This is a genomic window from Paramagnetospirillum magnetotacticum MS-1, from assembly GCF_000829825.1.
Classification (GTDB): Bacteria; Pseudomonadota; Alphaproteobacteria; order Rhodospirillales; family Magnetospirillaceae; genus Phaeospirillum; species Phaeospirillum magnetotacticum.
In genome coordinates this window covers 60172-74923 of sequence record NZ_JXSL01000023.1, presented here as the reverse complement: position 1 = coordinate 74923, position 14752 = coordinate 60172, and the positions used below count along the sequence as shown (strand labels likewise).

Below are 14752 nucleotides of genomic sequence, written 5' to 3'. Positions count from 1 at the left end.
AGCTAGGATGGCCGGAGGGACCGCGAAATGGGGCGTAATCAGTGGCGGGCGACCATTGCCAGGGTAGAGGCGGAACTGTCCGCCGAGCATGACGAGATGGCTGTGATGCTCTCCAGTCTCCGGTGCTATTTTGCCGCGGCCGAGGTCGGAGACGAAGCGATCCGCATTCTGCGGCGCCTCAGCGATTATTCCCGAGGGCATTTCGCCCGCGAGGAGGCGTTGATGGATCTTTGCCCGTCATATTCCGAAGCCTCGGTCCATCGGCAGGCCCACGAGCAATTCCTGACCCGTGTGGAGCGGCTGATGGAGATCCGCGATCTTTCCGGCGAACTCTCGGCGGATATGCCGCATATGATCGAGCAGTGGTGGCGCGGTCACGTGGATGTTGTCGACCGGATATTGATGGAACAATTGCAACAGCAATTCTCCGTCGATCCCCAGAGCTTGTGCGTATCGGGCTGAACCGACGCCATTGCATCCATATCCGGGCCTTGAACCAGGATCCGGCGGGGCCGGTCTAGGCCAAGCGCGCCGCCCGGCCCGTTGTAACTCCGGTCATGAGTCCTATTCGTTGTAGATTGCTCTTGCGTGCGGCGATGCCCGCGCCCACACTTCGCCCAACTTTGGGGGCCATGGGGCGGTGCGGTGAGCAAGGTTGAGATGACACCTGATGAGGTGTTGCGGATTGCCTCCATGCATGCGGTGCGCGGAGAGTACGAGACGGCCCTTTCGCTTCTGCGGCAGTTGCACGCTTTCATACCGGACGACATTCAGGTCATGCGTGCCCTTGGGATCGTCCTGGCCAATTCGGGGGACCATGAGGCGGCGCTGCCTTTCCTCCATCAGGTGGCGCAGCGGCAATGCACGCCCGATAACGTGATGGGGCTGATCAAGGTGCTGGGCGCGATGCGCCGCTTTCCCGACATTGATCATGTGTGTTCCGTTGTCTGGCCTCATATCGGCGATGAATTGGCGTTTCTGGGCGAATGGGGCTATGCCAACCTTTTGATGGAGCGTTTCGACCGGGCCTTGGAGATTCTGGGCAAGGCTTTGGCGCTCGATCCCCATTTCAGGCCTGCCTTGCACAACGGCGCATCCGCCTTGGTCCGCTCGGGACGGGGGGAAGAGGCGGTCAGCATGTATAGCCGACTGGGCCGGGCTTGGGCGTCGACGGAGGCCGTTGCGCGCGATTTCGTCGGAGAGTACGCCGCCCTATCGCAATCCTATGACGACAATCCCCTGCATCACTATTTCTCGGCGCGGCTGGTAAGGCTTGTGCAGGATGCGCGCCCCGAGGCCATGCCGGACTCCGTCCTCGAATTGGGGTGCGGCAGCGGGTTGCTGAGTCAGGCCTTGCCCCAGAAGCCGGACAGGCTGGTGGGAATCGACATTTCCCCCGACATGCTTGCCAGGGCGCGGACGCGGGGGGCCTATTCCTCCTTGTTGTGCGGCGATCTGGTGGAGGTCATGGCCGGTTTGGAGGAGCCTTTCGACGCGGTGATGTCGGCTGGCGTCCTTTGTTATCTTCCTGACCTGCGCAAAGTGTTCGCGAATGTGGCGCGGCTGTTGTCGCCGGGCGGGGTATTTGCATTCTCCGTGGATCCGGTGGGCGATGATATGGAGATCGCCGAAATGGAGCCCGGCGAGTTCGCCCATAGCCGCCCTTATCTTCGGGCCCTGGCGGCCGAGACTGGCCTGACCGAAATTCGGATCGATATCGACCTGCACCGGGGTGCGCCGGGCTTCTGGTGCTCCTTCGGAAAAGCCGGGTAGCCGCCCCAGCCTTTCTGGTGGTATATGGCGCGCAGTCATTTCGCTTGAGGCAAGGGGAGAGTCCGCCATGACCAATCGACGCAAGCTGATCGCCGGGAACTGGAAGATGAACGGGCTGAAGGCCGATGGTCTGGCGCTGGCCAAGGGCCTGGCCGACAAGCTGGCGTCGGCCTCGCCCAATTGCGACATGCTGGTCTGTCCGCCCTTTACCCTGATCGCCCCCGTCGCCGATGCCCTGGCCGGGTCCAAGCTGGCGGTGGGTGGCCAGGATTGCCACGCCAAGACCTCGGGCGCTCATACCGGCGACACCTCGCCCGCCATGCTGGCCGATCTGGGCTGCAAATACGCCATCGTCGGCCATTCCGAGCGCCGCACCGATCACGCCGAGACCGACAATGTGGTCAAGGCCAAGGCCGCCGCCGCCCTGAGCGCGGGCCTGGTGGCCATCGTCTGTATCGGCGAGACCCTGGCCCAGCGCGATGCGGGCCAGACCATCGAGGTCAACCGCTCCCAGCTCAACGGCTCCCTGCCCGAAGGCGCCAATGCCGCCAATACGGTTATCGCCTATGAGCCGGTCTGGGCCATCGGCACCGGCCGGGTCGCCACGCCCGCCCAGGCGCAGGAAGTGCATGCCGCTATCCGCGCCGAACTGGTCAAGCTGGTGGGCGCGGCCGAGGCGGGCAAGATGCGCATCCTCTACGGCGGTTCCATGAAGCCGGACAACGCCAAGGAATTGCTGGCCCTGCCCGATGTGGATGGCGGCCTGATCGGCGGCGCGGCGCTCAAGGTGGCGGATTTCTGGGCCATCGCCGAGAGCTGCTGAAGATCCCGGTTGGTGGGAAACGGCTTGCGCTGCTGAACCACGAAGGCGCGAAGGCGCATGAAGAAGAGATCGAATTCTCCTTCTTTTTTCCTTCATGCCTTCGTGCCTTCGTGGTGAATCTGCTGGCTGGGACGGCGAAGCGTCAACAGCACGGAACACTATCGTCAGCCTCCTGGGATGACAGGTGTATGTGCGAAAGCTGAGGATAAGAGGTGCGGGGAAGGAACTTTGCACTAGCCTTCCTCCCTCTCCGGGGCTAAAAACGCCTGCAACAAATCCTTCGCGCCCTCTGGCCGGTTCCGTATGGGGCCTGGTTCTGGGCGGCTAATTATCCGGTGGCTCATCCATGGACGTCTTTCCGATCATCCTCGTCATTCACCTGATCCTCGCCGTGACGCTGGTGGGCGTGATCCTGCTTCAGCGCTCGGAGGGCGGGGCCCTGGGCATCGGCGGCGGCAGCGGTGGCGGGCTGATGACTGGCCGGGCGGCTGGCAATCTGCTGACGCGGACCACCGGCATCGTGGCGGCGGCGTTCTTCGTGACCAGCCTAGGGCTGGCCCTGCTGGCCAATTCGCGGACCGGCGGCGGCTCGCCCTTCGACAAGCTGAACGAGACCACGGCCGTTCCCGCCGCTCCGGCGGCTCCGGTCGAGCCTGCGGCTCCCAGCGCACCGCTGTCGCGCTAGGGTCCGTCGGACCAAGATTTCAAGGGGGCGTCGCCGCCCGGCCAAGGGGCGGGCACGGCGTTTGGGGAAACGAAAAGCGAGGGCGAAAGTCCGATGACCCGTTTCATCTTCATCACCGGTGGTGTGGTTTCCTCGCTTGGCAAGGGCCTGGCCTCGGCGGCGCTGGGGGCGCTGCTCCAGGCGCGTGGCTTCAAGGTCCGCCTGCGCAAGCTCGATCCCTATCTCAACGTGGATCCGGGGACCATGAGTCCCTACCAGCATGGCGAGGTCTATGTCACCGATGACGGTGCCGAGACCGACCTGGACCTGGGCCATTACGAGCGCTTCACCGGCGTGGCGTCGCGCAAGAGCGACAACATCACCACCGGGCGCATCTATTCCAATGTGATCGCCAAGGAACGGCGCGGCGACTATCTGGGCGCCACCGTCCAGGTGATTCCCCATGTCACCGACGCCATCAAGGAATTCGTCAAAAGCGATCTGACGGACGAGGATTTCTGTCTGTGCGAGATCGGCGGCACGGTGGGCGATATCGAAAGCCTGCCCTTCCTGGAAGCCATCCGCCAGTTGGGCAACGAACTGGGCCGGGCGCGCACCATGTTCGTGCATCTGACCCTGGTGCCCTATATCCCCTCTGCGGGCGAGTTGAAGACCAAGCCCACCCAGCATTCGGTCAAGGAATTGCTGTCGGTGGGGATCCAGCCGGACATGCTGATGTGCCGTTGTGACCGGGAGATCCCCGAGGGCGACCGCAAGAAGATCGCCCTGTTCTGCAACGTGGCGCCTGCCGCGGTCATTCCGGCGCTGGACGTGGATTCCATCTATCAGGTGCCGGTTTCCTATCACGAGCAGGGCATGGATGCCGTCGTCTGCCGCCATTTCGGCCTGGACGCGCCCATGCCGGATTTGAAGCGCTGGACCACCATCGTCGAGCGCATCCGCCAGCCCGAGGGCGAGGTCACCATCGCGGTGGTCGGCAAGTATATCAGCCTGCTCGACAGTTATAAGTCTCTGGCCGAGGCGCTGTACCACGGCGGCATCGCCAATAACGTGCGTGTCAACCTGAACTGGATCGACAGCCAGATCTTCGAACAGGGCGACGTGGTCCAGCATCTGGAGCCCTGTGACGGCATTCTGGTGCCCGGCGGCTTCGGCGAGCGCGGCGCCTTCGGCAAAGTCGAGGCGGTGCGCTTCGCCCGCGAGCGCAAGGTTCCCTATTTCGGCATCTGCTTCGGCATGCAGATGGCGGTGATCGAGGCGGCGCGCAATCTGGCCGGTTACAAGGATGCCAGTTCCACCGAGTTCGGCCCCTGCGACAATCCCGTGGTCGGCCTGATGACCGAGTGGATGAAGGGCAATATGCTGGAAAAGCGGGCCGCGTCCGGTGATCTGGGCGGCACCATGCGTCTGGGCGCCTATGAATGCGACCTGAAGCAGGGCTCGCGCGTGCGCGAGATCTACGGCCAGGGCCGCATTTCCGAGCGCCATCGGCATCGCTACGAGGTCAATATGGGTTATCGGGCCGATCTGGAGAAGACGGGTCTGTCCTTCTCCGGCCTGTCGCCCGACGGTGTGCTGCCCGAGATCGTCGAGATTCCGGATCATCCGTGGTTCGTCGGCGTTCAGTTCCACCCGGAACTCAAGTCCAAGCCCTTCGATCCGCATCCGCTGTTCACCAGCTTCATCGCGGCGGCGGTCCGTCAGTCGCGTCTCGTCTAGAGGCCCGCTCCATGACCCAGACCCGCCATCACGTTGCCGTCAATGATGTCATTCTCGGCAACGATCTGCCTTTGGTGCTGATCGCCGGTCCCTGCCAGATGGAAAGCCGCGACCACGCCCTGGAATGCGCCGAGGCGCTGAAGACCGTCGCTTCCGAGGCCGGGATCTCGCTGATCTACAAATCATCCTTCGACAAGGCCAATCGCACCTCGCTGGCAGGCCGTCGCGGCGTGGGATTGGACAAGGCCCTGCCCATCTTCGCCGAGATCAAGGCCAAGTTCGGTCTGCCGGTGCTGACCGACGTCCATACCGAGGAACAATGCGTCATCGCCGCCAAGGCGGTGGACGTGTTGCAGATTCCCGCCTTCCTCTGCCGCCAGACCGATTTGCTGGTCGCCGCCGGGCGCACCGGGGCGGTGATCAATGTCAAGAAGGGCCAGTTCCTGGCGCCCTGGGACATGGCCAATGTGGCCGCCAAAATCGAAAGCACCGGCAATTCGCGCATCCTGCTGACCGAGCGCGGGGCCAGCTTCGGCTATAACACCCTGGTCACCGATATGCGCGGCCTGCCCATCATGGGTAAGACTGGCTGGCCGGTGATCATGGACGCCACCCATGCAGTACAGTCGCCGGGCGGACAGGGCAATTCCTCGGGCGGCGACCGCCGCTTCGCTCCCGTCCTGGCCCGTGCCGCCGTCGCCATCGGCGTCGCCGGTGTCTTCATCGAATGCCATCCCGATCCCGATCATGCGCCGTCCGACGGCCCCAACATGATCGCTTTGAAGGATATGCCAGCCCTGGTCGACGTGCTGATGAAGCTCGACGCCACCGCCAAGTCCTATCCCGTTTCCTTAGACTGATCCCAATAATTCCCAGGGGAGAGTTCCGATGACCGCCATTATCGATATCCACGGCCGCGAAATTCTGGATTCGCGCGGCAACCCCACCGTCGAGGTCGACGTCGTGCTGGAGACCGGCGTGATCGGCCGCGCCGCCGTTCCGTCGGGCGCCTCCACCGGCGTTCACGAGGCCTGCGAACTGCGCGACGGCGACAAGAAGCGTTATCTGGGCAAGGGTGTGCAGAAGGCCTGTGACTCGGTCAACGGCGAGATCTACGACGCCCTGTCGGGCATGGATGTGGAAGACCAGATCCTCATCGACAAGACCATGATCGATCTGGACGGCACCCCCAACAAGTCCCGCCTGGGCGCCAATGCCATCCTGGGCGTGTCCCTGGCCGCCGCCAAGGCCGCGGCCGAGGAATCGGGCCTGCCGCTGTACCGTTATGTGGGCGGCGCCTTCGCCTCCATCCTGCCGGTTCCCATGATGAACATCATCAATGGCGGCGCGCATGCCGACAATCCCATCGACATTCAGGAATTCATGATCATGCCGGTGGGCGCCTCGTCGTGCTCCGAGGCCATCCGCATGGGCGCCGAAGTGTTCCACGCCCTGAAGAAGACCCTGAAGGATGCCGGTCACAACACCAATGTGGGTGACGAAGGCGGCTTCGCGCCCAACCTGAAGAGCGCCGAGATGGCCTTGGACTTCATCATGAAGTCCATCGAGACCGCCGGTTACAAGCCGGGCGACGACATCATGCTGGCGCTGGACTGCGCCTCCTCCGAGTTCTTCAAGGAGGGCAAGTATGTCATGGCGGGCGCCAAGAAGACCTACGACCAGAAGGGCCTGGTCAAGTTCTACGCCAAGCTGGTGGGCTCTTACCCCATCATCTCCATCGAAGACGGCTGCGCCGAGGACGATCTGGTGGGCTGGGAACTGCTGACCGACGCGCTGGGCGCCAAGGTGCAGCTGGTGGGCGACGATCTGTTCGTCACCAACCCCGAGCGTCTGTCCATGGGCATCGACAAGGGCTTGGCCAATTCCATCCTGGTCAAGGTCAACCAGATCGGCACCCTGTCCGAGACCCTGGAAGCCGTCGATATGGCCCATAAGGCGGGCTACACCGCCGTCATGAGCCATCGTTCGGGCGAGACCGAGGATTCGACCATTGCCGATCTGGCGGTCGCCACCAATTGCGGCCAGATCAAGACCGGCTCGCTGTCGCGTTCCGACCGTATCGCCAAGTACAACCAGCTGATCCGCATCGAGGAGCTTCTGGGCTCGGCCGCCCGCTATGCCGGCCAGACCATCATGAAGCGTTAGGCTTTCACTGACCGAAATGCCGACGGCCGGGCAGGAAACTGCTCGGCCGTTCTCATCTGTGGCGAGGCTGAACCGGCCATCGACAGACACGGGTTCGGCCATATAATATTTCCATGATCCTTGAGGCCGGGCCGCCTTATGGTCGGTGCCCATTTCCGAATGGTTGGCAGATTGCGTTCCTCCGTCCTGATCCTCTTGTTTCTCGCGGCTGTTACGACGCGCGGGGCATTCGCCGCAGCCGAAACAAGTGATTCGGTCGGTCCGGCTGTCATCGTCGCCGCCTTCAATGATGCGCCGCCCATGGCCTACACCACGGCCAAGGGCAGGCTGGACGGCGCCCTGTACCGCGTCTCGCGCTCGCTGTTCGCCGCCGCGGGCATTCCCTGGAAGGGAGCCTCCTACCCAGCCCCGAGGCTGGTCAAGGGCTTGCAGGATGGAAGTTTCAATTTTTCCATGCTGGTGCGCATGCCCTTCCTGGACGAGTGTTGCCTGGTCAGTTCGGAGCCGGTCATCGTTCAGGAGCCAAGGGTCTATTTCCTGGGCGGTACCGCTCCGGTCGCGCGCAAGGAGGACCTTGCCGGGCACAGCCTGATCGTCGTCAACGGCTATACCTATGCCGGGATGATTTCCTATTTCCGGGACCCGGCCAATCGGGTGGAGCTCGAAGTCGCGGAAAACCTTGATTCCGCCTTTCGCATGCTGGCCGCCGGACGGGCGGAATACCTGCTGTCCTACGAGGCCAATGCGCGGGATTCCCTGTCCTATCGTCCCATCGCCACTCTGGATTCGCGGGTCATCGGCCGCACACCGGTCTATCTGGTCCTGTCCAAGACCTATCCCGATGCGGCGGCGACCATGGCTCGGCTGGAAAAGCTGGTCAAGGCCATGAATATTCGGGCTCTGATGGCTGGGGACTAGCCGCCTTGGCCTGGTTTAGCGTCCATGGGAAGCGGCGGGTGGGCGTCAGGATGGTGGTTCTCACCATCCTATTCAGTTCGGTCGCGACGCTGATCATCACCGTGGTACAGCTGTTTTCCGACTATCGCCAGCAGGTCGAGGATCTCGAGCGCCGTCTGGACGAGGTCAGGGTCTTGTTGCCGTCTTTCGCCGCCGGTGTCTGGACGTTCAATGACCGGCAAATTCAACTGGGGCTGAAGGCTCTGGTCGATTTGCCCGACATCGAGGCCGCCTCCATCGTCACCGTGACCCGAGACTCCCTCTGGAGTTTGGGAACCCCTTCATCGCCAGCGGTGGAACGCGTCTATGCGTTAGATTATGACGCCAACGGTTCCCGTCGGCCGCTGGGAACCCTGACGGTCCAGGCCAGTCTGGATTCCATTTATCTTCGCGTGGCGAAGCGCGCTCTGGTCCAGGTGGGGAGCAACGCAATCAAGACCTTCCTGGTGGCGGGCTTCATGCTGCTGCTGTTTCGCAAGCTGGTGACCGAGCGTCTGGTGCGGCTTGAGGGACGCATGGAGAATCTTGCGCCCCAGATGAATCTGCCGTCCCTCGACGGTGACCGGCCCATCCGCAAGGACGGGGATGAGATCGACCGGCTGGACGATGGATTCATCGCCATGGCCGATCGGCTGTCACGGGCAGTCCGCAGATTGGTCCAGGCGGAATCCGATCTGCGGCAAGCCAATGCCGACCTGAACCAGAGGGTCTCCGAGCGTACCCGCGACCTGGAAGCCGCCAACCATTGCCTGAGCGAAGCCAAACGTCGGGCGGAGGCCGCTGCCGAGGGCGAGCATCGTATGCGCCTCGAGCTTCGCAATTTTCTGGGCATGGTTTCCCACGAATTCCGACTTCCCCTGGCCATTATCGGCGCATCGGGCCAATTGCTGTCGCTGCAAGGAGAGCTTGGCCAAGACTCCAGGGAGGAGGTCGGCAAGATTCACCGCGCGGTGGGACGGCTTACCGCCCTACTGGACGTTTGTCTGACCGACGAGCGCCTTGACGCGGGTGAGATGATCCTGCACGCCCAGCCGACGGATATGGCGGCCCTGATCGGGGATCTGTGCCGCGATTTCGCCAGTGCCATGCCGGGCCGGATCTCTTTCTGTGGCGGTGACGCGCCTCTCGTTGTTGTGGCGGATGGCGCTCTGCTGCGGATTGCGGTTTCCAATCTCTTGGACAACGCCATCAAATATTCGCCATCGGATAAGCCGGTCACCGTCAGCCTGGATCGGAGGGGGACGGGACTATCCATCCGCGTCCAGGATCATGGAGTCGGCATATCGCCCGACGACAAGGACCTTATTTTCCATAAATACTTCCGCTCGACCTTGGTGAACGGGGTCCGGGGTGCCGGTCTCGGGCTCTATATCGTCAAGCGCATCATCGACCTGCATCAGGCCGCCATTGTCGTGGACAGCGAATTGGGGGGCGGGACGGCGGTAACCATTCATTTGCCCCACGCCGAGGGCTGCGTTACCGGAGCCTGAACATCACGGTGACGTCGAAAGCGATTTGATGCGTGCCTTCGCCGGATGTGGGGGGAGGATCGAACGGGGCCGCCTGTTCCACCGCCTGGCGGGCGGCCTGGGTCAGATGAACCGAGGCGACCGCGAGATTGACGATATCGAGCAGACGCCCGTCCTGTCCCATCAGGATGCGCAGGCGCACATCTCCCTCTTCCCGCCGCCGGAGGGATTGCGGCGGATAGACGCGATGGCGGGCGATGAGGTCGTGCAGGCGCCCGGCATAGACGCCGTAACTGATCGAAGACGCCTCTGCCGTCTTGGGGGGCGGGGCCGAGATCGGCGGCGCGGCGGCCTCCATGGCCGGGGCGGTCTCGCCCTGGGGAAAAGGCGCGGCGGAGACGGCTGGGCCGCCAGGGGCCGCGGGCGGCGGCGTGGCCGGTTTGGTTCGGACCCTGGCCGCCGCAGGTTTCGGCGTGGGAGCAGGGGGCTGGGCCTCGGGCTCCGCCCTTGGCGCCGCATGAGGGGATTCCTGGGGGCGGGGCGCTTCGGAAGCGATCTCGACGACCATGGATGCCGGGAATTCCTCGGGCGGTGCCGGTACCGCTTTATCGAGAAGAATCATGGCGGCGGCCAGATGAAGCGCGGCGGACAGGGCTATGCCCGCCTGGCCGAGCAGGGCCGGGGGGATCACGCCGCCGCGATCTGTGCACGCCATGCCCAACTCGTGGACCTCCGCAGTCATGGGGCCAATATGGCATGGCCCTAAAGCCGGGAGTATTCGACTTATGGGCACGAGCCCCCGCCCGGCGATGGCCTGGGCAATGGACCAATTGCCAATAGGCGTGACGGACGGGCTTGCCGATAATCGCCGCCATGAAAGCCGGGTCCGGGCCGTCGTCCATGACCCTTAGACAAGGTGGGTCGATGCTGGTCCTGGTCGCTGATCGTCATCCGCTGTTCCGCGAGGTTCTGCGCACCTTGATGGAGGTGGCGCTGCCCTCCGCCAGGTGCCTGGAGGCGGCCAGCGTTGCCGACGTTCTCGACGTGCTGGCTGCCGGTGATGGCGTCCGCCTGATGCTGGTGGATCAGGCGCTGAGTGATTCCGATGGGCTGACCGGACTGGTGCGCCTGTCCATCGCGGCGCCCGATGTCCCGGTGATTCTGTTTTCATCGGTGGAATCGGCGGCGGTGGCCTTCCACGCCCTGGTCTGCGGCGCCGCTGGCTTCATTTCCAAATCCCTGACCCGAGAAGAGATGTTGCAGGCCATCGCCGTGGTCCTTGACGGAAGCACCTATCCGCCGCTGGTGGATGCCAAGGGACGCCGCCGCTCGGAATCCGGCGAAAGGGTCGATACCTTGACCGTGCGCGAGCGCATGGTGCTGGAAGCCTTGGTTCGGGGGTGCTCCAATAAGCAGATCGCCTATGAATTGCAGGTTTCCGATACCACGGTGAAGGTCCACGTCTCCTCGGTGCTGCGCAAATTGCGGGTTCATTCCCGCACCCAGGCGGTGATCAAGACCAAGCGGATCGAAGACGATGAGGGCGGCGCGCGGATGACTGCCCAGAACACGGCGCGGGCTTACTGAAGCCCTCTCGCGCCTCGAGTCAGATGGGAAATCAGGGCCCGCAGACGGGCGGGCTGGACCGGCTTGGGCAGCATGGACAGCCCCAGCTCCTTGAGACTGGCCCGCAAGGCCGGGGTCCGGTCGCTGGTGACCACGAAGGCGGGAAGTCCGTTGCCGAAGCGGACCCGCAACTCACCGATCAGCATGACGCCGTTGCTGCCGTCGCCCAGATGGTAGTCGGCGATCACCAGTTGCGGTGCCGGTTGATCCGCCGCCAGCCAGATCTGCAGGTCCGCCCGTGACCGGATGGGGGTGACCCGGCATTTCCAGGCGCTGAGCAGGGCGGTAATGGCCTCGAGCCCGCTGGGATCGTCATCGATGGCCAGAACGGACAGGCCGCCCAGCGCATCGCGGTCGGCGGCCATGGTCGCCACCTGGCTGGGCAGCGCTTCCATGGTGGCGCGTTCGGCCACCGGCACGCTGATGGAGAAGCTGGAGCCCACGCCCAGGCGCGAATGCACCGTGATGGGATGGTCGAGCAGGCGCGAGATGCGCTCGACGATGGCCAGTCCCAGGCCCATGCCCTTTTCCCGGCGGCGGCCGGGCAGTGCGACCTGCTGGAATTCCTGGAAAATCTCGGCCAGCTTTTCCTCGGGCACGCCGATACCGGAATCCCAGACGCCGATGAGCAGGCGGTTGCCGCTGCGCTTGCAGCCCAGCAGAATCCGGCCCTTCTCGGTATAGCGCAGGGCATTGGACAGGAAGTTGCGCAGAATCCGGGCCAGCAGGCGCGGATCGCTGCGAATGGCGGCCCGGCAGGGCATGACCCTGAGATCAATGCCGTTGTCGCGGGCCTGGGGCAGGTATTCCTTGCGCAACTGATCCAGCAGGGGGGCGACTTCGAAATCGGCGAAATCGGCGGTCATCACGCCTGCGTCCAGTTTGGAAATATCGAACAAAGCCCGCAACAGACCGTCGATGGCTTCCAGGGCGTTGTCGATGCTGGACACCAGATCGCGGTTATTGCGGTCCATGCCGTCATGTTCCGCCAGGGCGGCCACGAACAGGCGCGCGGCGTTGAGGGGTTGATGCAGGTCGTGGCTGGCGGCGGCCAGGAACTTGGTCTTGGAGGCATTGGCCAGTTCAGCGGAAATCTTGGCCAGATGCAGCGCCTGATTGGCGGCGCTCAGTTCCGCCGTGCGCTGATCAACCCGGCGTTCCAGGGATTCGTTGGCCTGTTGCAGTTCACGGGCGGCGATCTTCAGGCGATGTTCGGAATCGCGCAGCCTGATATCGGCCAGCTTGCGTTCGGTGATCTCGCTATAGGTGTTGACGAAGCCGCCATCGGGCATGCGGTTGCTGGCCACATCGACGATGCGGCCGTCGGACAATTGCCGCTCGAAGGCGCGGGGAAGGTTGGTCAAGGCCGCCGCGATGCGGCCCGCCACATAATCGAGCGGATCGCCGGGGCCGTATTCGCCCCGCTCGGCATTGATCCGCAACACTTCGGAATAATGGGTGCCTTCGTGCACCAGCCCGTCGGGGAAGCGATGCAGATCGATATAGCGCTGGTTCCAGGCCACCAGCCTCAGGCTGCGATCGAACACCGCGACGCCCTGGGTCAGGCTTTCCAGGGTGGCTTGCAGCAGGACGGATTTTTCCGCCAGTTCGCGTTCGCGCCGCTTTTCCTCCATCTCCTTGATTTCGGTGATGTCGGTATATAGCGAGACGGTGCCGCCTTCCTGGGTGCGGCGTTCGTTGACCTGGACCCACCGGCCGTCATTGAGGCGGTAGATATACGAGCGGCCGGGATGATGGTGATAGGCGATGCGCTCGGCCGCCCATTCCTCTTCGCGGCCGATGGCGTCGCGGATGGCGCCGTTGGCGACGGCGGTATGGATCACCTCGGCGAAGGGGGTGCCGACCCGGACATTCTGGCCCAGGACCTTGAGCAGGCCCACGTAATTGCTGTTCCACAGCACCAGCCGGTCATCGGAATCGAAAAGGGCGAAGCCTTCCGGGACGGTCTCGATGGCATCTCGCAGGCGCTGCTGAGCCTTCTCGGCGGTTTCCTTGGCCCGCGACAGGTCGGCATTGACCGATTCCAGCTGGCGCAGGGCGGCTTCCAACTGAATGGTCCGTTCCTCGACCCGCCCTTCCAGGACGATGGAGGCTTGGAATAGGGAAAAGGCGTTGCCCTGCCAGTCGGTGGCGCGCTCGACACGGTCCATCAGAACCTTATTGATCTTGCGCAGCTTCTCGTTCTCGGTCCGCAGCCGAGCCAGTTCAGCAGCCTCGGCGGCAGCGGATTCGGGGGGCGCCGTCATCGCCGGGTGCGGCCCAAGGCCACGCCGGTGAAGGTCTGATTGACGTGCATGGCGTTGAACTGCTCGCCATAGGTGTTGAAGCCGACCACGTTATTGGCGATCAGCAACTCGCCCATGCGCTTTTTCATCTGGGTCCGCTCCATTTCCAAGGAGCGCAGCACGCATTCGCAGCCGATGATCAACTGCGGCGGCCCGATCTCGGCCTGAAGATCGTCGAAGACCTGGGCCAGATTGTCGTAGGGCTCCACGGTCTGGGCCACCGACAGGACCAGACCCTCGTCGATGGCGCAGAAGAAGGACAGCGAGCCGTCGGGATTGACCTTCTGGATGGAGCGGACGTAATCGGCGCCGCCCACCCGCACCACCACCGGATGGGTGGCGAAGATCATGGGGGTCAGCTCTTCCACTTCCATGCCCAGCATGCGGGCGAATTCGCGTCCGGCCGGTTCGGCGTTGATCTCGGTCACGATGCGGTGCAGCGGATCGGCGCCGGTAATCACCATCTTGGTGTCCGAGCCGACGAAATGCTGGGTCTTGAACACCCGGAAGGGATAAGGGGTGTGGACCAGGACCAGGGCCGCCATATCCGAATGGAAACAGCCGTCCTTGTAGACCCAGGTGCGCCGGAACTCGAGGTCGTCACCGGCCGAGCCACCGAACAGGGGGATTTCCCCCAACCCGGCATGCAGGGCGGACAGGACCGAATCCTCGGCGCTGGACATGCCGTCGATCATCAGCATGGCGAAGGTTCCGCTGGCGAAATCGGGCCCCTCGGTCTGGGCCATGCGGGCCAGAACCTCGCGCACGGAATCGAGGCCATGGCTGAAGGCGAATTCGGACAGGCGGTCGATATGCACCGCGTCGGCATGGCAGGCATCGCGGTTGAGGGACAGGCCGGTCAGCGATCCGGTGCAATAGCCCTGTGGGGTGATTTCACCGGCCGTGGTGCAGCCCAGCGTCAGCGTATCGCCAAAGGCCTCGGCGATGGCCGGGCCCAATTGCTCGAGGTCGTAGGCGGGCGAGCAGAACAACAGCACCAGCGCCGTGTCGGGCTGGTCGATCTGGGCGCGCAGTTCCGTCACGGCCTGGTGGGCGTCCGCTGCCTGACTGAACCCGCGCTTCACTCCGTATTCGGCGGAATTCACCTCCGCGCGCGCTCCCTCGCTCCGCCTGTTGGCTCCCGGCGGTTTCGCCGAATGTACCATGCCCTGGCGCAGAATAGTATTTCCGCGGTTGTACGGTGCGCGTTCATTGGGGGGCATGGATG

13 protein-coding genes are annotated in these 14752 nt (G+C 63.8%); 10 read left to right on the top strand and 3 right to left on the bottom strand.

Annotation, left to right across the window (positions count from 1 at the left end; genetic code table 11):
- Nucleotides 1–27: 27 nt before the first annotated feature.
- The 9 genes from CCC_RS06380 to CCC_RS06340 all read left to right on the top strand — a co-directional run bounded on the left by CCC_RS06380 (nucleotide 28) and on the right by CCC_RS06340 (nucleotide 9613).
- Complete coding sequence (locus CCC_RS06380) at nucleotides 28–462, top strand: hemerythrin family protein (RefSeq protein WP_009869727.1); 435 nt, start codon at nucleotides 28–30, stop codon at nucleotides 460–462.
- A gap of 198 nt (nucleotides 463–660) precedes the next feature.
- Nucleotides 661–1773, top strand: coding sequence for a methyltransferase domain-containing protein (locus CCC_RS21080; protein ID WP_152619711.1), 1113 nt, complete (start codon nucleotides 661–663; stop codon nucleotides 1771–1773).
- 67 nt (nucleotides 1774–1840) lie between these two features.
- On the top strand, nucleotides 1841–2596 hold the full coding sequence (gene tpiA, locus CCC_RS06370) for a triose-phosphate isomerase (protein WP_009869725.1): 756 nt from the start codon (nucleotides 1841–1843) through the stop codon (nucleotides 2594–2596).
- Between the two features lie 346 nt (nucleotides 2597–2942).
- Nucleotides 2943–3281 carry a preprotein translocase subunit SecG gene (gene secG, locus CCC_RS06365; protein ID WP_009869724.1) on the top strand — a complete coding sequence of 113 codons (339 nt, stop codon included), beginning with the start codon at nucleotides 2943–2945 and terminating at the stop codon, nucleotides 3279–3281.
- A 93-nt stretch (nucleotides 3282–3374) separates the two neighbouring features.
- A complete protein-coding gene (locus CCC_RS06360; RefSeq protein WP_009869723.1) occupies nucleotides 3375–5000 on the top strand; it encodes a CTP synthase in 1626 nt (541 codons plus the stop codon).
- 11 nt (nucleotides 5001–5011) lie between these two features.
- Entirely contained in the window at nucleotides 5012–5860 is an 849-nt protein-coding gene (gene kdsA, locus CCC_RS06355; RefSeq protein WP_009869722.1) for a 3-deoxy-8-phosphooctulonate synthase, read from the top strand.
- Nucleotides 5861–5888: 28 nt separating this feature from the next.
- Complete coding sequence (gene eno / locus CCC_RS06350) at nucleotides 5889–7166, top strand: phosphopyruvate hydratase (RefSeq protein WP_009869721.1); 1278 nt, start codon at nucleotides 5889–5891, stop codon at nucleotides 7164–7166.
- 171 nt (nucleotides 7167–7337) lie between these two features.
- The gene (locus CCC_RS06345) at nucleotides 7338–8084 is read left to right on the top strand and encodes a substrate-binding periplasmic protein (protein WP_160295515.1); all 747 of its coding nucleotides are present in this window, start codon (nucleotides 7338–7340) and stop codon (nucleotides 8082–8084) included.
- A 38-nt stretch (nucleotides 8085–8122) separates the two neighbouring features.
- A complete protein-coding gene (locus CCC_RS06340; RefSeq protein WP_152619710.1) occupies nucleotides 8123–9613 on the top strand; it encodes a sensor histidine kinase in 1491 nt (496 codons plus the stop codon).
- Here CCC_RS06340 and CCC_RS22915 read toward each other — a convergent pair.
- Nucleotides 9600–10334 (bottom strand): TonB family protein, encoded by a 735-nt coding sequence (locus CCC_RS22915; RefSeq protein WP_009869718.1) that lies wholly within the window; start codon nucleotides 10332–10334, stop codon nucleotides 9600–9602. The genes CCC_RS06340 and CCC_RS22915 overlap by 14 nt on opposite strands.
- 182 nt (nucleotides 10335–10516) lie before the next feature.
- Between CCC_RS22915 and CCC_RS06330 the strand changes: the two genes are divergently transcribed.
- The gene (locus tag CCC_RS06330; protein ID WP_009869717.1) at nucleotides 10517–11179 is read left to right on the top strand and encodes a LuxR C-terminal-related transcriptional regulator; all 663 of its coding nucleotides are present in this window, start codon (nucleotides 10517–10519) and stop codon (nucleotides 11177–11179) included.
- Here CCC_RS06330 and CCC_RS06325 read toward each other — a convergent pair.
- Both CCC_RS06325 and nosP read right to left on the bottom strand, forming a co-directional pair.
- The gene (locus CCC_RS06325; RefSeq protein WP_009869716.1) at nucleotides 11173–13485 is read right to left on the bottom strand and encodes a NahK/ErcS family hybrid sensor histidine kinase/response regulator; all 2313 of its coding nucleotides are present in this window, start codon (nucleotides 13483–13485) and stop codon (nucleotides 11173–11175) included. The two genes, CCC_RS06330 and CCC_RS06325, sit on opposite strands and share 7 nt — an antisense overlap.
- Complete coding sequence (nosP, locus tag CCC_RS06320; RefSeq protein WP_009869715.1) at nucleotides 13482–14630, bottom strand: nitric oxide-sensing protein NosP; 1149 nt, start codon at nucleotides 14628–14630, stop codon at nucleotides 13482–13484. Before nosP ends, CCC_RS06325 begins: the two co-directional genes overlap by 4 nt.
- Between the last annotated feature and the right edge of the window lie 122 nt (nucleotides 14631–14752).